The following is a 16,372-nucleotide window of genomic DNA, read 5'->3' on the forward strand; positions in this document are numbered from 1 at the left end:
TGGGCGAGCTCCTCGACGCCGCGCTCGAGCGGGACGTCGTGGTGACCAAGCAGCGGCACGTCCTGTGGCTGGACAACGTCAAGTTCCACGTGGACCAGGTCAGCGGCCTGGGGTCCTTCCTCGAGGTCGAGGCCATCGACTACGACGGCGTTCGGGGGCGCGACGCCCTGCACGCGCAGTGCTGGGAGTACCTGGACCTGCTCGGCGTCCGGGCCGAGGACCTCGAAGCCCGATCCTACAGCGACCTGCTGCGCGCCCCGGCGCGGCTCCGCGCCCCCGAGGACTCCCCGCGGCCGGAGTGAGCTCGGCCCACCGGTCGGACCGCCGCGCTCGGGCAGCCCGACCGGAACGGGCCGGGAAATGCGGGGTCCACCCAGCTCCCGGCCGCCTAGCGTGGGCCGCGAAGAGAGGAGAGGTCGGGATGCTGGAGCGGTTCAACCGGGCGATGGAGCACATCGAGCAGCACCTGGACGGGGAGATCCAGGTCGCCGAGCTGGCCCGGATGGCGACCACGTCCGAGTACCACTTCCGGCGGTTGTTCTCGGCGCTGGCGGGGCTTCCGCTGTCGGAGTACATCCGCCGCCGGCGGTTGACCCGCGCCGGTGCCGAAGTGCTCGCCGGACAGCAGCGGCTGCTCGACATCGCGATCCGCTACGGCTACGGCTCGGGGGAGGCGTTCGCCCGGGCGTTCCGCGCCATGCACGGCGTGGGGCCGGCCGAGGCGCGCCGCACCGGGGCCGAGCTGGCTTCCCAACCTCGCCTGCAATTCCGCCTCACCGTGGAAGGGAGCAGCAGCATGCGGTACCGGATCGTGGACAAGGACGGCTTCCGGGTGGTCGGGTGCAAAGCCCGGGTGCCCATCGTGCACCTGGGGGAGAACACGGCGATCAGCGAGTTCGTCCGCGGCATCGACGCGGGCACCCTGCAGCGCCTGGCCCAGCTCTCCGACCAGGAGCCGCGCGGGATCGTCGCGGCGGTGGACAACGCGGACGGTCGCGAGGAAGGCAGCGAGCTCGACTACTACCACGGGGTGGTGACCGGCGCGGACGCCCCGGAGGAGTTCGCCCGCCTGGACGTCCCCGCCGGGAAGTGGGCCGTGTTCACCGTGACCGGGAAGTTCCCGCACGACGTCCAGTACCTGTGGCGGGACGTGTTCACCCAGTGGTTCCCGTCCAACCCGTTCCGCAGCCGGCCGGGACCGGAAATCCTGCGCACGGAGTTCTCCGCGGACAGCGGGACCGCCGAGCTGTGGGTCCCGGTGGAACCGGAGGTGGACTGACGAGCGGCCGGTCGGCGGTGCCGCGCAACCGGCCGCCGCCGACCTCAGGCCCGTCCCCTGGCCCGGTTGGCGTACGCGCTGGTCAACGAGACGATCAGCAGGATCAGCACGATGACCACGAGGGACAGCGGCGTGGGGACCTCCGGAACCGCGGGCCAGACCCCGTGCGCCCAGTGCAGGACGAGCTTGACCCCGATGAAGGCCAGGATGAGCGCCAACCCGTGGTTGAGGTGGACGAGCTTGCTCACCGCGGTGTGCAGCACGAAGTACAGGGCGCGCAATCCCAGCAGGGCGAACGCGTTCGTGGCGAACACCAGGTACGGGTCCTCGGTCACCCCGTAGACCGCGGGGACGGAGTCCACCGCGAACACCACGTCGGTGGCGAAGACCGCCACGACCACCACCGCGAACGGGGTCAGCGCCCGCCCGCCGGCTTCGCGCACGAGCAACTTGGGGCCGCGGTACTCCTCGGTGACCGGCAGGAACTTCCGCAGCAGCCGCACCGAGCGCAGCTGGTTCACGTCCCGGTCGAACTCGTGGCCCCGCAGCGCTTCCTGCAGGATCCGCACCGCGGTGACGAACAGGATCGCGCCGAACACCAGGAACGCCCAGGTGCCGGCCTGCAGCAAGGCAGCACCCGCGGCGATGAAGATGCCGCGCAGCACCAGGGCCCCGACGATGCCGTACAGCAGCACCCGCTGCTGCAGCTGCGATGGCACCGCGAACCCCGACAGCAGCAGCATGAAGACGAACAGGTTGTCGACCGACAGGGACTTCTCCACCACGAAGCCGGTGATGAACTCGACCGCCTGCCCGGTGCCGAAGACCCCCCACAGCAGCACGCCGAACAGCAGCGGAAGCGCGAGGTAGAACACCGACCAGCCGACGGCCTCCCGGAAGGACACCTCGTGGGGGCGGCGGGTGACGATGAAGTCCACCACCAGCAGGGCCACCAGCACGGCGATGCTGGCCAGCCACAGCAGCGGTGATCCGATCGACGGGGAAGATCCGGCTAACTGCACAGGAGACCTCCAGGACCGTGGGATTCGAGGTCTCCTTCACCCCGCGCGGGGCGGTGATCCCGAGGACACCGGTGCGTCCGTACTGACCGGGAAAACCTGGTGGAAGTACTCCCCTCAACGCCAGATGGTAGGGCAGCAGCACCTGGCCGGACCAGCTCGCGAGCCCGGCGGCGGAGGACCGCGGTTTTCCGGTGATCTCCACCCGCCGGTGCGAGGCGCGGGCTAACGTGATCACGTGCCCGAACAGCAGTACGGACTCCCACCGGTGCACGAGGCGTGGTTGCCGAAGGAACACCCCCTGCACCGGCCGCGGCACGCCAAGCGGCAGCTGACCGCCCTGCTGTGCGCTCTGGTGTTCTTCACCGCCCCGGTCATCAGCTGGGTGTTCGGCGCCCGCCCGCAGCCGCTGGAGAACCGGCCGATGGCGGAGTTCCCCAGCATCACCGACGGGTGGGGCTTCTTCACCGGGCTCGGCCCGTGGGCCACCGACCATCTCCCGTTCCGGCAGCAGGCCATCCAGAGCGTCGACGGGGTGAGCAGGTTCGTCTTCCAGGAGCCGGCCAGGCTCAGCGAGGGGTCGCGGTCCGCGCTGGCCCGACCCGGCGAGCAGCCCGAACTGGACGAGAACGTGTTCCCGCCGGTCATCGAGGGGAAGGACGGCTGGCTGTTCCTGGGCCACGACATCTCCTACCGGTGCGTGCCGCGGATGGACCTGGACCGGGTCATCGCCGGACTGCGCCGGTGGCGGGACGTGGTGGAGGCGTCCGGGCGCAAGTTCGTCCTGGTCATCGCCCCGGACAAGTCGACCTTGTACCCGGAGTACCTGCCGGACGAGTACGCGGGCCAGGAGTGCGCCGGGAAGGCGGCGGAGGAGTTCTGGCGCCGGGTGCCGGAGGAGACCGGGGCGCTGGACATGCGCCCGCTGCTGCGGCAGGTCGCCGAGCGCAACCAGCGGCCGGTGTACCACGACATCGACACGCACTGGACGCACGACGGCGGTGTGGCGATGACCTACCTGCTGGCCGAGCAGCTCCACCCGGGCATCACCCGGACCTGGCGGCTCTGGCCGGGGCGCAGCTACCCGCACAGCGCGGACATCCCCGACCTGCTCGGCCAGGACCGCACCGTGCAGATCGACTCCTACGCGCTGGCCCCGGACGGGGGAGAGGACAACACCGTGTCCAAGCCGAGCGACTTCCACACCCCGCTGCACCTGGAGTCGCCGGCGAAACCGGGCATGATCACCGGTCGGGTGCGGATGGTCGGCGACTCGTTCACCCAGTTCGCCACCCCGTACCTGGGGGCCGCGTTCACCGACATCACCGTCACGCACCCGAACAACCCGGCACTGGACCCGCAGGGCACCGGGCAGTTGCTGGCCGAGGGGGAGACGGTGGTCTTCGAGCTCTCCGAGCGGTTCGTGGTCGGTGGCCGCTACGCCATGCTGGACACCGCGGTGGCCGACGAGGTGGGCGCGGTGCTCGCGGCCCACCCGGTCGGCTGACTCACCGGGCGGTGGCGCGGGAGCGCAGCACGGTCAACGCCCAGCTGAGGTAGCCGATGGTGAAGGCGATCTGCACCGAAGCGATCGCCCGGGCCGCCTGCGACTGGGCGTGGATGTCGCCGAACCCGGTGGTGCTGGTGACCGTCAGGGAGAAGTAGAGGGCGTCGGTGCGGGTCCGCAGGCCCGGCACTGAGCCGGGGGCGTGGTGGGCGAAGCCGTAGTAGACCGCGGCGAAGAACAGCACCGCCAGGTACAGCGAGGCCACCACCCCGGCCACGGAGCTGCCGACGTGCCGTTCCCCGCGCCGGAACCGGGACACCTGCAGCAGGATGAGCCCGGACACCACGAGCAGGCCGACCGCGAAGACGGTCACCGCGCCCACCGCGGTGACCGCATCCAGTTCGTCCAGCGGCAGCAGGTAGTAGGCGGCGGTGCAGGCCGCGACCGAGACGGCGGTGGTCAACAGGTCTGTCAGCGGGCGCCGGGGCACGGGCGACAGCCTGCTGCAGCCCGGCGGGCCCCGCCACTTCAGACCGCGGTGGAGCGCTGCAGCCGCCGCTTCCCGATGGCCCGGCAGACCAGGTAGATCAGGAACGAGATGATGGTGACGAAGGCGCTGACCGGGGCGCCGGGGGCGAGGGAGAGGACGATGCCGCCGAGCACGGCCACTTCGGCGAAGACCACGGCGAGCAGGGTCGCTTTCCCGGGGCTGGCGGTCACCCGGGCCGCCGCCGCGCCCGGTGTCACCATCAGCGCCAGCACGAGCAGCGCGCCGACGGTGTAGACCCCCAGTGCGGTGGCCACGCCGACCAGCACCGCGAACAGCGGGGTGAGCACCCGCACCGGAACGGCCCGGGCCGCGGCCACGTCCGGGTCCACGCTGGAGAACAGCAGCGGCCGGTACACCACGGCCAGCACGAGCAGCACCGCTGCGGCGCAGCCGGTCAACAGCAGCACGTCGAACGAGTTCACGCCGACGATCTGCCCCACCAGCAGGCTGAACTTGTTGGCGGTGCGTTCCGGGTTCAGCCACAGCAGCAGCACGCCGACGCCGAGGCCGAAGGACAGGATCGCGCCGATCACCGAGTCCCGTTCGGTGTCCCGCTTGCCGAGCAGGCCCAGCAGCAGCGCGGCCACGATCGCGCCCGCCAGGGCCCCGACGCCGACGCTGACACCGATCAGCAGCGCGCCCGCGGCGCCGGTGAAGGCCAGTTCGGCGGTGCCGTGCACCGCGAAGGACATCTTCCGGGACACCACCAGCGGCGCCAGGCAGCCGGAGACCAGGCCGAGCGCGGCCGCGGCCAGCAGCGCCTGCTGCACGAACGGGTAGGAGAGCAGGTTCGCGGTGACGCCGAAGTCGAAGATCTTGCCGAGGATTCCGTCTGCTCCTGTCACGGCAGCTCCGCTTCCTGCACGTGGTGGTCGGAGTTGTCCGCGCCCGCCACCACCAGGCGGTCGCCGACGCGGGCCACCTCGATCCGGGTGCCGTACAGCTCGGACAGCACTTCCGAGGTCATGACCTCCTCCGGCGGCCCGACCCGGAACTTGCCGTTCACCAGGTAGAGCACTCGGTCCACCAGGGGGAGCACCGGGTTGATCTCGTGCGTGACGAACAGGACCGAAGCTCCGGTCTCCCGGGCTTGCTTGGCGATCAGCTGGCTGACCCGCCGCTGGTGGGCGACGTCCAAGGACAGCAGCGGTTCGTCGCACAGCAGCAGGGCCGGTTCGCTGACCAGCGCCTGGGCCACCCGCAGCCGCTGCTGCTCCCCACCGGAGAGCAGGCCGACCGGCCGGTGCGCGTACCCGGTGGCTTCCACCGCCTGCAGCGCGGTTCCCACCCGCTGGCGGCGTTGCTTCCGGTGGCGCCAGCCCAGGCCCCAGCGGTGGCCGTCCAGGCCGAAGCCGACCAGGTCGACACCGCGCACGGTCACGGTGGGGTCGAAGGCCCGCTGCTGCGGGATGTAGCCGATCCGCTTGTCCCCGCGCCGGACCGGTTGGCCGGCGATTTCGGCGGTTCCCGAGGTCAGTGGCTGCATGCCGAGCAGCACCCGCAGCAGGCTGGTCTTCCCGGACCCGTTCGGGCCCAGGACCGCCAGGAATTCACCGGGGGCGACGTCGAGGTCGAGTCCCCGCCACAGGGTGCGGCCCGGGTAGCTCAGCTCGGCCCCGCGCAGTCGCACGGTCGGCGCGGTGCGGGTGTCCGGCTCGCTCGCTGTTTCGACGGCCATTCTCGTGCTTCTCAGTCCAGGGCGTTCTGCAACGCCGAGATCTGCGCGTCCATCCACTGCAGGTAGGTCTGGCCCTCCGGCAGCGTTTCGGTCATTTCCACGATGGGCAGCTGCTTCTGCTCCGCGGCGGTGCGCACGTTGCGGGTCACCGGGGATTCGGTTTGCGGGTTGTAGATGAGCAGTCTCGCCTGTCCGGACTCGATCGCGTTGTGGATTTCGGCGACCGCGGCCGCGGACGGGTCGGATTCCGCTTCGACCGCGCGGACGAAGGACTGGGGGGTGATGTCGTTCAGCTCCGTGCTCTCGATGAGGTAGTGCGCGATCGGGTCGGTGACGAGCACCGGTTCCCCGCCGTGGGCGGCGGCGATGTCCGCGACCTTGCGCTGCAGGGCGCCGATCCGGTCGCGGAACGCGGCGGCCTGCTGCTGGAAGCGCTCGGCGTTCTCCGGCTGCAGCCGGCCGAGCTCGTCGGCGATCCGCTGGGCGGTCTCCGGCAGCAGGTCCAGGTCGTACCAGACGTGCTCGTTCCCGCTGTGGTCGTGCTCGTGCCCGTGGTCGTGGCCACCGGCTTCTTCCGGCACCGCGGCGATGGTCGGCTTGTCCTGGCCGGAGGCGGAGATCGTCTGCTCGATGAACTCGTCGTAGCCGCCGCCGTTGTAGACGACCAGGTCGGCGTCGGAGATCCTGGCCGCGTCCTGCGGGGTGCTCTCGTAGGAGTGCGGGTCGGCGGCCGGGTCGCTGATGATCGACTCGACGTCGACGCTGTCGCCGCCGATCTCGCGCACCACGTCGCCCCACACGGTGGTGGAGGCGACCACGTCGATCTTCCCGTCGGAGTCAGCTGCGGGCGGCCCGCCGCACGCCGTGAGAGCGATGCCGGCTGCTGCCAACCCGGACAACAGGGCGGTGGTGCGGCTGCGGACGGATCTCACGAGAACTCCTCGTCTGGCGGGCCGGAGAATCCGATACCGGTGGTAACGGAAACGGTTGTCATCTTCATCTTAACGGCCGGATGTCGTTGCGACCCACCAAGGGGCGGCGGGCGGGTGCCCGCAGCTGACCGTGACCGACGAACCCCGCTACGCGGCCAGCCGCTGGCCGCTCTCCGGGTGGAACAGGTGGACCTCCTCGAAGTCGCGGACCGCGACCCGGATCCGCTCGCCCAGCGCGGGGGAGGTGCGGCCGTCGGTGCGCAGCACCAGCCGCTGCCGGCTCCCGCCGACCTCGACCGAACCGTGCACCAGCGAATCCGCCCCCAGGTCCTCCACCAGCTCGACGGTCATCTCCAAGCCGGGTTCGGACTCCGGCACCAGCCGCAACGACTCCGGGCGGACGCCGAAGATCACCTCGCCGGTGCTCCCCGGACCCAGCTCCACGTTCCGCGGCAGCGGGACCACCTGCTCGCCCAGCTGGACGCTGTCCCCGCGCAGCGGCACCTGCTTGAGGTTCATGGCGGGCGAACCGATGAACCCGGCCACGAACGTGTTGGCCGGCCGCTGGTAGAGCTCCCGCGGGCTGGCGCACTGCTGCAGGACCCCGTCCTTGAGCACGGCCACCCGGTGCCCCATGGTCATCGCTTCGACCTGGTCGTGCGTCACGTACACGGTCGTGGTGCCGAGCCGCTGCTGCAGCGAAGCGATGTTGGCGCGGGTCTCCACCCGGAGCTTGGCGTCCAAGTTCGACAGCGGCTCGTCCATCAGGAAGACGCTGGGCTCGCGCACGATCGCCCGACCCATGGCGACCCGCTGCCGCTGGCCACCGGAGAGGGCCTTCGGCTTGCGGTCCAGGTACTTCTCCAGGCCCAGCATCTTGGCCGCCTCGGTGACCTTCTGCTGGATCACGTCCTTGGGCATGCGGCGCAGCTTCAGCGCGAAGCCCATGTTCTCCGCGACCGTCATGTGCGGGTAGAGCGCGTAGGACTGGAAGACCATCGCGATGTCCCGCGCCTTCGGCGGTTTGCCGGTGACGTCGACGCCGCCGATGCGGATGCTGCCCTCGTTCGTCTCCTCCAGACCGGCCAGCATGCGCAGCGCGGTCGACTTGCCGGAACCGGACGGTCCGACGAGGACCAGGAACTCGCCGTCGTCGATGTCCAGGGAGAGCCGGTCCACCGCTCGAACGGGCGGCGTGCCGGGGTAGATCCTGGACGCGTTGACGTATGCAACCTCAGCCATCTGTAACGCACCTTTCGGGTCGGTCTGGAAAAAACTAACCGGAAGGATGATTGAGGTCACTCCCTCGGCAGCGGAACTTCGTTCGGTGATCGAGTGATCTCGCTGCGTGTTCTCCGCGCCGGCAGTAGTGGGATCTGCATCATGCTCACTTCACCCTGCGGTTCTGAACCGTTACGGTTCCTCCATGGCGCGGTCAACGAATGCCCGGCGGCCTGCGACGCTGGCCTCACTCGCGGCGGAGCTCGGTGTTTCCCGAACCACGGTTTCCAACGCCTACAACCGTCCGGACCAGCTCTCCCCGGAGCTGCGCAAGCGGGTCCTGGAGACGGCCCGCCGGCTCGGGTACCCCGGGCCGGACCCGGTGGCCAGATCGCTGCGCACCCGCAAAGCGGGAGCGGTCGGACTGCTGCTCACCGAAAACCTCTCGTACGCCTTCCGCGACCCGGGCGCCGTGGGCTTCCTCGAGGGCCTGGCCCTCGCCTGCGAAGACGCCGGCCAGGGGCTGCTGCTGATCCCGGCCAGCCCCGAGCGGGAAGACATCGCCGCGGTGCACCGCGCGGGCGTGGACGGCTTCGTGGTGTACTCCGTTCCGGAAGACGACCCCCACCTGGCGGCGATGCTGGAACGCCCGGTCCCCGCGGTCATCTGCGACCAGCCGCGGTTGCCCGACCTGGACTGGACCGGTGTCGACGACCGGGCCTCGATCAAGCGGCTCGCCGAACACCTGATCAACCTCGGGCACCGCAAGATCGGCGTGCTGTGCATGCGGCTCGCCCGCGGTCGCAACGACGGTCTCGCCTCGGTGCAGCGGCAGGCGAACGCCAGCTTCCACGTGCAGCGCGCTCGCCTCACCGCGCTGGCGGAGGCCTTCAGCGAAGCCGGGGTCGACTGGACGTCCGTCCCCGTGGTGGAGCGGTTCGACCACACCCTGTCCTCCGGGGCGTCCGCGGCCAGCCAGCTGCTGGACCAGGACCCGGACATCACCGCCATCGTGTGCACTTCGGACATCCTCGCCCTCGGCGCCCTCAACGAGGCGCGCAACCGGAACCTGCGGGTCCCGCAGGACCTCACCATCACCGGCTTCGACGGCATCCCCGAAGCCGAACGAGCGGGCTTGACCACGGTCCGCCAGCCCTGGCTGGAAAAGGGGCGGGCCGCGGGACGGCTGCTGCTGGAGAAGGGCGAGCCCGGACGACCCCGCCACATCGAACTGGAAACCGAACTGATCATCGGCGCCACTTCGGGGCCGCCGCGGCCCAGCGAGGAGCGCTGGTTCGGTCCGTGATCGCGCCCGGGCCCGGCACCGGCCACCGGCGTCGGGCCCCGGTGATCGACCTCAGTAGTTCTTCCACTCCTCCTGCGCGTACTGCAGGAGCACCGGGTGCATCAGGGTGGACGGGACCAGCCCGGGGATCCGGCCCTGGTCCCGCGGGAACACCATCGCGGCCTGCAAGGTGGCCTCGTCCAGGAACCGCAGCGGCGGGGCGTCCTGCGGCAACCGCAGCGGCGGGGCGTCCGACCCCGCGGTGCCGTTCGAGACCTGGGCCAGGTGGAACCCCCAGTCGCCGAAGCTCGGCACCGGGACGTGGTAGGGCACCGTGTCCAGCCCGATCGAGCGCATGGTGGCCTCCACCGTCCAGAACGACTTCGGCGCGAAGAACGGAGACCCGGACTGGACGGTCAGCCGAGCCCCTTCGGCCATCGCCTGCCGGACCAGCCCGTAGAACTCGGCCGAGTACAACTTCGCGGTGGCGGTGGAGTCCGGGTCCGGCATGTCCACCAGCACCACGTCGAACTTCTCCCGATTGCTCCGCAACCAGCTGAAGGCGTCCGCGTTCACCGTCCGGACCCGCGGGTCGTCGAACGCGTGCCCGTTCAACGCGGACACCTTCGGGTCGGTGCGGGCCAGCTGGACCACCGCGGGATCCAGCTCCACCAAGGTGACTTCCCGGACGTCCGGGTAGCGCAGCACTTCCCGCAGCGCCAGCCCGTCCCCGCCGCCGAGCACCAGCACCTTCTCCCGCGGCCCGGCCATGGTCGGGTGCACCATCGCCTCGTGGTACCGGTACTCGTCCACCGAGCTGAACTGCAGGTCCCCGTTGAGGAACAACCGGACGTCCTGGTTGCCCCCCAGCGACTTCGACTCGGTGAGCACGATCTCCTGGTACGGCGTGCGCTCGGCGTGCACCACCGGGTGGCTGTACAGCGCTTGCCGGGCCGTGAGCTCGAAGTCGTCGGCGTAGAGGAAGGCGCCCCCCAAGGTGCCGCCGACCACGGCGGTCCCGGCCACCAGCAGCAGCTTCCCGCGGCCGGGCAGCTCGGTGCGGAAAACGGTGAAGACCAGGCCGATCCCGGCCGCCGCGTTGAGCAGGCCGACCACCAGCGCCCCCTGGATCAGGCCGAACAGCGGGAGCAGCAGGAACGGGAAGGCCAACCCGCCGACCAGACCGCCGACGTAGTCCGCGGCGAACAGGTCCGCCACCGCGGAGCCCGCGTCCTGCTTGCGGATGCGCTGCAGCAGCACCATCAATATCGGGATCTCCGCGCCGATCAGCACCCCGAGCACCAGAGCGGTGACGATCAGCGCCGGCATGTACAGGCTCAGCCAGGCGAAAGCCGCGTAGAGCACCAGAACGCTGAGCCCGCCCAGGAACGCCAGCAGCAGCTCCACCGCCACGAACGAGGCCGCCGCCCAGCGCTGCAGCGGTTTCGCCACCAGCGCTCCCACGCCCATGGCGAACACCATCAGCGACACCACGATCGAGGCCTGGCCGATCGTGTCGCCGATCAGGTAACTGCCCAGCGCCACCAGGGCGAGCTCGTACACCAGTCCGCAGGCGGCGCAGACGAAGACCGCGGTGAGCACCGCGGTACGAGCGATCAGGCCACGCGGACGGCGGTTCCGCGTGGCCTGATCTGCGCTGAGATCGGTGTCAGCAGTGCCAGTGGTCATGGATCACCAGATGGCGGCGGCGATGATCGTCGCGATCACCACGTGCGCGGCCGCGTTGACCCAGGTGGCCGGGTGCAGGTCCGGAGTGGCCAGTTCATCTCCCAGCTTGCCCGGGGTGATCGCGTCGATGATCAGGAAAGACAGGCTCATCAGGATCAGCCCGAGCAGCCCGTAGGCCACGGTGCCGATCAGACCGGTCACCAGGTCGTTGGCGCTGGCCGCGATCGCGGTGGTCAACACGATGCCGACCCCCAGCAGCCCGGAGACCAGCAGCAGCGTCGCGTTCGGGTTGCGCTGCACCCAGATCAGGTCTTTCAGCTTGCCCGGGGTGGCCACGTCGACCAGCACGTAGCCGAGAGCCATCATCACTACGCCGATCACGCCGTAGGCGACTGCGGCGAGCAGACCCGCAAGCAATTCCTGGAACACGGTGAAGTCCTTCTCCGTCGTGGTCAGTGTTGGTCAGCGCGGTCCCGCAGGGGGTGGTGCCTGCGGAGGCCAGGGTGGTTGTTGCCCTCCACCGGGCTGCGGCGGAGGAGGCGGCGGTGCCCCTGCCCCCGGGCCGGGCCACTGCGGGGGAGCCGGGACCTGGTGCACCGGCTGCACCGGCTGTTGCGGGGGAACCATCGGCCCCGCGGGAGGGACCGGGGCCGCCGGTGGCTGCGCGGGGCCGGACGGCTGCTGCTTGCTGCGGGACACGAGACCCATGATCAGCGCGCCCACCGTGAACAAGCCCAGCAGGACGACCAGCAGCCAGGCGCCCCAGTGGCCGCCCTGGCTGGCCGGCGGGAGCGGTTGGGCCGGCTGCCCGGTGGCCGGCTCCGGGTCCTTCGGGGACAGTTGCCCGGACTCGACCAGCAGCATCGGCACCGCCAGCGCGACGTGCCCGGTGCCCGAAACCGGGTCGGCCACCAGCACGTCGCCGGTGATGCCCAGGGCCGGGAAGTCGTGGACGTCCGGCAGCGAGGTGAAGTTGCTGGAGCCGGTGACCTTGATGTCCGCCGCGTCGTCGTCATCGCCGGAGTCCAGGGCCACGATGACCTCGGCTTCGACCCAGCGCTGGCAGGTGTTCGCCGGCACGTGGGCACCTCGGCTGGACCCCTGCTCGGAGCGGTTGGTGTAGCCGTCGGTGAGCTTCCAGCCGAAGCACACGTCGTGCAGTTCTTCCTGCTTGGCCAACTCGGTGGCCAGCTGCTGGGCCTCGCTCTCGGTGAAGTGCTGGATCGCCGGACCGCCGTGGTGGTCGGACGGCTCGTACAGCTCGGTGCTCTCCGAGGTGAAGCTCGTCGTGGCGGAGCCGCGGTTGCCGAAGTCGCTGACGAGCAAGCCGACCACGAACAGCCCGGCGAGGGCGAGGAATGCGAAGACGGCTGAACTGCCCTGCTTGTTCATTTGCCAGCTCCTGGCCCTCCACCGCGGAACGTTTCCCCGTGCGGGCTCGACCAGCCCCAGAAACCGCCGACGTGGGAGTGGTACCGGCGGTACGCGTAGTCGTCGTCCAGCACGTGGATCACCGAACCGCCCTGGTACGGCCTGATCACCACCGCGTCATCCGGGTACCGCAGGTAGATGCCGGTGGAGTCGGTGTAGCGGGACTGGGGCCGCCAGCGGGCGGTGATCTCCTGCGCCACTTCGGACGGTCGCTTCGGGCTCGTGTAGGCCGCGTTCCTCGCGTTGCCCGGCTCGTCCAGGTGCGCGGCGCGGGTGTAGTGGTCCGCCACGTAGCTGCGCACGCTCGAACCGGTGGAGGCGATGGCCACGATCGCCAGGACCAGCGCCAGCAGGGCGGCAACGCCGGCCAGCACGAACCAGAACTTGGGTTTCATCACTCACGCACTCGGGTAGATCTGCACTTCGTACCGGCTCAGCTGCTCGCCGGTGCTGGCTTCCCACTCCGCGTCCCCGTAGGACTCGAAACCCAGCATCGCTCCGTCTGGTGCTTCGTAGTCGTAGTAGCGCACGGTGCCCTCTCCGTTGAGGCCGGTGGTGGCCTCGCTGCGGAAGTGCGCCGTTCCCGACTCCTCCAGGTGGTAGGTGCGACCGTTGAGGGTGATGGTCCCCGCCCCGGGCTGCCCGGCGTCCTCCACCGGAGTCCACACCGAGAGCTCCAGGTCCGGGTCCTCTTCGACCTCCAGCCACAGCTGGGTTCCCTTGGCGTCGTCGAGCAGGTGCTCGTCCCACGTCCAGCCGCCTTCGGACAGCCGGATCGAACCGCGCACGGTGTAGGGGACGCCGCGGATCTCGACGATGTCGCCCGCCTTCAACCGGCGGGGGTCTCCGCGGAGGGAGTCGGCGTCACCGGTGTGGAACGGGTCTTGCGGGGAGAAGTTCGCGGCCGGCTGTTGTTGCTGCTGCTTCTTGTGGGCCATGAGCCCGAACACGAGGGCTGCCACCGCAACGATGAGCAGCAGGATCACCAGGATGACCAGCAACGAGGTAAGTCCGTTCACACCCCTGCCCTCTCATGACCGACTAGCGGCACCACAGTAGCGGCCGCAGCCGGCGAATAACGTGCTTTTGGGTGAAATCGTGACATGATCCGGCGGCCCCGCCTTCGAACGGTGGGGCCGCCGGACCAGCAACCTCGATTACTGGGAGAGCAGCTGCGCGCAGCGGATGAGCCCGATGTGCGAGTACGCCTGCGGGTGGTTGCCCAGCGAGCGCTCCGCGATCGGGTCGTACTCCTCGGAGAGCAGGCCCGTCGGGCCGGCGGTGTCCACGATCTGCTGGAACAGCTCTTCCGCCTCGGTGCGCCGGCCGATGAGCAGGTAGGCCTCGATCAGCCAGGCCGCGCACAGGTGGAAACCGCCCTCCTCGCCGGGCAGCCCGTCATCGCGCCGGTACCGGTACACAGTGGAACCGCTGCGCAGTTCCGCTTCGATGGCGGTGACCGTGGCCCGGAACCGCTCGTCGGACGGGTCGATCAGACCGGACAGCCCGACGTGCAAGGACGCCGCGTCCAAATCGGACCCCTCGTAGGCGGTGGTGAAGGCTTGCACGTCCGGGTGCCAGCCGTTCTTGATGACGTCCCGGGCGATCTCGTCCCGCAGCGACTCCCAGTAGGGCTCGGGCTTGCGGTCGTAGGCGGCGGCGAGCTTGATCGCGCGGTCCACCGTCACCCAGCACATCACCTTGGAGTAGACGTGGTGCCGCGGCACGTCCCGCTCTTCCCAAATGCCGTGGTCCGGCTCGAACCAGCGCTGGGAAACCGCCTCGGTCATCGCCCGGACCAGTTCCCAATCGGCCTCCCGCACCCGACCGGTCGCCTGGGCCAGGTGGGTGATCAGCTCGACCACCGGGCCGAAGACGTCCAGCTGCACCTGCTGGTCGGCGAGGTTGCCGACCCGGACCGGTCGCGAGCCCGCGTAGCCCGGCAAGCTGTCGATGACCGCCTCCGGGCCCAAGCTGGTGCCGGCCAAGGTGTACAGCGGGTGCAGCCGCTCCGGACCGGGGATCGTCTCCAGCACGCGGTGCAGCCAGTCCAGAAAGGCCTCCGCCTCGGCGGTCGACCCCACGCTGATCAGCGCTTGGGCGGTCATCGCGCCGTCCCGGATCCAGCAGTACCGGTAGTCCCAATTGCGCACCCCGCCGATCTCCTCGGGCAGGGACGTGGTGGCGGCGGCCATGATCCCGCCGGTGTCGCTGTGGCACAGCCCGCGCAAGGTCAGCGCGGACCGGGCCACCAGGTCCCGCTCCACTTCGGGCAGCTGGAGCTTGGCGGCCCACTCGCTCCAGTACCGGTCGGCCTCCGCGCGGCGCTCCGGCTCCGACTTCTCGGCCGGTGACAGGTCCTCCGTGCCGCAGCGCATCTCCAGCACCACCGGCTGGTCCTCGGCGAGGTCGAGCACCGCGTGCGCGGACTCGTGCATGCCGTCGGAGGTGATCTCCCACTCGATGCCGGGGGAGTAGAGCACCATCGGCTCGGAGGTGCCCAGCACGCGCAGCCCGTTCTCCTCGGCCACCAGTCGGACCGCGACCTGGCCGAACTCGGGGCGCGGGCTGAAGTCCACGCTGACCCGGGTGCTGCCGTTGATCACCCGGATCAGGTCGGTCCGGTGCGGATCGGTGCCGTGCGCCAGGTAGTCCGTGACCAGCAGCCTGGACCAGCGGGTCTCCACGGTCATCGTGTTCGGCACGTAGCGCTGGCCCAGCGGGAGCGGGCTGCGCTGGGTGCCGTTGCCGGGGGCCGGGCGGATCGAGAAGTGCCCGGCGCTCGGGCCGCCGAGCAGGTCGGCGAACACGGCCGCCGCGTCCGGCCCGGGGTGGCACATCCAGGTCACCTTGGCGTCCGGGGTGACCAGCGCGATGGTGCGCTCGTTGGCCAGCATCGTCAGCCGTTCGATCGGCGGCGCCTGCTCGCCGTACAACCAGGTGCGGCGCTCCTCCATCAAGAAGGCCAGCACGGTGGCGACGTCCGCGGTGTCGCGCACCCGGTACTGCGCCAGCGTCTCGCCGGGGCCGACCTTGATGCCGATGTCCGGGCCGTGCAACCGCGAGAAGGCCTTCTCGTCGGTGATGTCGTCACCCACGAAGATCGCGGCGGTCGCGCTCACCTGGTGCCGCAGGGTCTCCAGCGCCAACCCCTTGTCGGTCTCCACCACCGAGAGCTCGATGACCATCTTGCCCTCGGTGACCTCCACACCGTCCCAGGTGGCCGGTCCGGTGCGGACGGCGTTGAACACCTCTTCGGCGACTTCTTCGGTGGCGCGCCGGACGTGCACCGCCACGCTGGCCGGCTTCGCCTCCAGGGTGACGCCGTCCCGGCCCCGGACGATGTCCTGCACGGCTCGCTGCAGATCGGTGCGCAGCTGGGTGGCCTCGGGATCGAGCTCGTGGACGAACCCGATGTCGAACTCGGAACCGTGGCTGCCGATCAGGTGCACTTCGGCGGGCAGCCGGGACAGGGTGGCCAGGTCGCGCAGCGCTCGCCCGGAAATCACCGCCGTGGTAGTGGACGGCAGGGACGCCAGCGATCGCAGCGCGTGCACCGACTCGGGCAGCGGTCTGGCCTGCGTCGGATCCTCCACGATCGGCGCAAGGGTGCCATCGTAATCGCAAGCGACCAGGAGTCGCGGTGTCCGCGCGAGCTGCACGATCTCTCGCCGCAGCTCGGCTGGCAGGGCTTCGGCGGTCAACGCCTATCTCCTCGGGGCGTCGTCGGGTCGGGTTGATCGATCCGGTGGACGGACATCGCGGACAGTGGTCCTGATGT

The 16,372-nt window shown here is 70.2% G+C and carries 16 protein-coding genes; 4 read left to right on the forward strand and 12 right to left on the reverse strand.

Annotated features, from left to right (window positions below; all coding sequences use genetic code 11):
• Together SREC43747_RS0113075 and SREC43747_RS0113080 are read left to right on the forward strand one after the other, a co-directional pair.
• On the forward strand, window positions 1-302 hold a 302-nt coding region (locus tag SREC43747_RS0113075; protein WP_037331949.1), incomplete at its 5' end, for a hypothetical protein.
• Between the two features lie 119 nt (window positions 303-421).
• The gene (locus tag SREC43747_RS0113080) at window positions 422-1,279 is read left to right on the forward strand and encodes an AraC family transcriptional regulator (RefSeq protein ID WP_029721718.1); all 858 of its coding nucleotides are present in this window, start codon (window positions 422-424) and stop codon (window positions 1,277-1,279) included.
• Between the two features lie 44 nt (window positions 1,280-1,323).
• Here the strand turns inward: SREC43747_RS0113080 and SREC43747_RS0113085 are convergent, their stop codons facing one another.
• Entirely contained in the window at window positions 1,324-2,301 is a 978-nt protein-coding gene (locus SREC43747_RS0113085; protein ID WP_029721719.1) for a TerC/Alx family metal homeostasis membrane protein, read from the reverse strand.
• A gap of 235 nt (window positions 2,302-2,536) precedes the next feature.
• On the opposite strand from SREC43747_RS0113085, the gene SREC43747_RS0113090 reads away from it, so the two are divergent.
• Window positions 2,537-3,805, forward strand: a complete 1,269-nt coding sequence (locus SREC43747_RS0113090) for an alginate O-acetyltransferase AlgX-related protein (RefSeq protein WP_029721720.1) — start codon at window positions 2,537-2,539, stop codon at window positions 3,803-3,805.
• Window position 3,806: 1 nt separating this feature from the next.
• Here the strand turns inward: SREC43747_RS0113090 and SREC43747_RS21340 are convergent, their stop codons facing one another.
• From SREC43747_RS21340 to SREC43747_RS0113115, 5 genes are all read right to left on the reverse strand, one after another.
• A complete protein-coding gene (locus tag SREC43747_RS21340) occupies window positions 3,807-4,295 on the reverse strand; it encodes a potassium channel family protein (protein WP_051388005.1) in 489 nt (162 codons plus the stop codon).
• A gap of 38 nt (window positions 4,296-4,333) precedes the next feature.
• On the reverse strand, window positions 4,334-5,200 hold the full coding sequence (locus SREC43747_RS0113100) for a metal ABC transporter permease (RefSeq protein ID WP_037331953.1): 867 nt from the start codon (window positions 5,198-5,200) through the stop codon (window positions 4,334-4,336).
• Entirely contained in the window at window positions 5,197-6,033 is an 837-nt protein-coding gene (locus SREC43747_RS0113105) for a metal ABC transporter ATP-binding protein (protein WP_029721724.1), read from the reverse strand. The genes SREC43747_RS0113100 and SREC43747_RS0113105 overlap by 4 nt, the downstream gene beginning before the upstream one ends.
• An 11-nt stretch (window positions 6,034-6,044) precedes the next feature.
• On the reverse strand, window positions 6,045-6,965 hold the full coding sequence (locus SREC43747_RS0113110; protein ID WP_051388006.1) for a metal ABC transporter solute-binding protein, Zn/Mn family: 921 nt from the start codon (window positions 6,963-6,965) through the stop codon (window positions 6,045-6,047).
• A gap of 147 nt (window positions 6,966-7,112) precedes the next feature.
• Entirely contained in the window at window positions 7,113-8,207 is a 1,095-nt protein-coding gene (locus SREC43747_RS0113115) for an ABC transporter ATP-binding protein (RefSeq protein WP_029721726.1), read from the reverse strand.
• A gap of 184 nt (window positions 8,208-8,391) precedes the next feature.
• Between SREC43747_RS0113115 and SREC43747_RS0113120 the strand changes: the two genes are divergently transcribed.
• Window positions 8,392-9,492, forward strand: a complete 1,101-nt coding sequence (locus tag SREC43747_RS0113120; RefSeq protein ID WP_029721727.1) for a LacI family DNA-binding transcriptional regulator — start codon at window positions 8,392-8,394, stop codon at window positions 9,490-9,492.
• Window positions 9,493-9,543: 51 nt separating this feature from the next.
• On the opposite strand, the gene SREC43747_RS0113125 is transcribed toward SREC43747_RS0113120, so the two are convergent.
• The 6 genes from SREC43747_RS0113125 to otsB all read right to left on the reverse strand — a co-directional run bounded on the left by SREC43747_RS0113125 (window position 9,544) and on the right by otsB (window position 16,295).
• Entirely contained in the window at window positions 9,544-11,160 is a 1,617-nt protein-coding gene (locus SREC43747_RS0113125; RefSeq protein WP_029721728.1) for a polyamine aminopropyltransferase, read from the reverse strand.
• A 3-nt stretch (window positions 11,161-11,163) separates the two neighbouring features.
• The gene (locus tag SREC43747_RS0113130) at window positions 11,164-11,589 is read right to left on the reverse strand and encodes a DUF350 domain-containing protein (protein ID WP_029721729.1); all 426 of its coding nucleotides are present in this window, start codon (window positions 11,587-11,589) and stop codon (window positions 11,164-11,166) included.
• Between the two features lie 33 nt (window positions 11,590-11,622).
• A complete protein-coding gene (locus SREC43747_RS21085; protein ID WP_051388007.1) occupies window positions 11,623-12,552 on the reverse strand; it encodes a hypothetical protein in 930 nt (309 codons plus the stop codon).
• On the reverse strand, window positions 12,549-12,986 hold the full coding sequence (locus tag SREC43747_RS0113140) for a DUF4247 domain-containing protein (RefSeq protein ID WP_029721731.1): 438 nt from the start codon (window positions 12,984-12,986) through the stop codon (window positions 12,549-12,551). Before SREC43747_RS0113140 ends, SREC43747_RS21085 begins: the two co-directional genes overlap by 4 nt.
• Before the next feature lie 3 nt (window positions 12,987-12,989).
• On the reverse strand, window positions 12,990-13,610 hold the full coding sequence (locus tag SREC43747_RS0113145) for a DUF4178 domain-containing protein (protein ID WP_029721732.1): 621 nt from the start codon (window positions 13,608-13,610) through the stop codon (window positions 12,990-12,992).
• 138 nt (window positions 13,611-13,748) lie between these two features.
• A complete protein-coding gene (otsB, locus tag SREC43747_RS0113150; RefSeq protein ID WP_029721733.1) occupies window positions 13,749-16,295 on the reverse strand; it encodes a trehalose-phosphatase in 2,547 nt (848 codons plus the stop codon).
• Window positions 16,296-16,372 lie beyond the last annotated feature (77 nt).

The organism is Saccharopolyspora rectivirgula DSM 43747, assembly GCF_000497205.1.
In the GTDB taxonomy this organism is placed as follows: Bacteria; Actinomycetota; Actinomycetes; order Mycobacteriales; family Pseudonocardiaceae; genus Saccharopolyspora; species Saccharopolyspora rectivirgula.

Coding starts and splice junctions, on each gene's coding strand:
- SREC43747_RS0113105 (WP_029721724.1), bottom strand. CDS start 6,033: ATGGCCGTCGAAACAGCGAGCGAGCCGGACACCCGCACCGCGCCGACC.
- SREC43747_RS0113115 (WP_029721726.1), bottom strand. CDS start 8,207: ATGGCTGAGGTTGCATACGTCAACGCGTCCAGGATCTACCCCGGCACG.
- SREC43747_RS0113120 (WP_029721727.1), top strand. CDS start 8,392: ATGGCGCGGTCAACGAATGCCCGGCGGCCTGCGACGCTGGCCTCACTC.
- SREC43747_RS0113140 (WP_029721731.1), bottom strand. CDS start 12,986: ATGAAACCCAAGTTCTGGTTCGTGCTGGCCGGCGTTGCCGCCCTGCTG.
- SREC43747_RS0113080 (WP_029721718.1), top strand. CDS start 422: ATGCTGGAGCGGTTCAACCGGGCGATGGAGCACATCGAGCAGCACCTG.
- SREC43747_RS0113125 (WP_029721728.1), bottom strand. CDS start 11,160: ATGACCACTGGCACTGCTGACACCGATCTCAGCGCAGATCAGGCCACG.
- SREC43747_RS21085 (WP_051388007.1), bottom strand. CDS start 12,552: ATGAACAAGCAGGGCAGTTCAGCCGTCTTCGCATTCCTCGCCCTCGCC.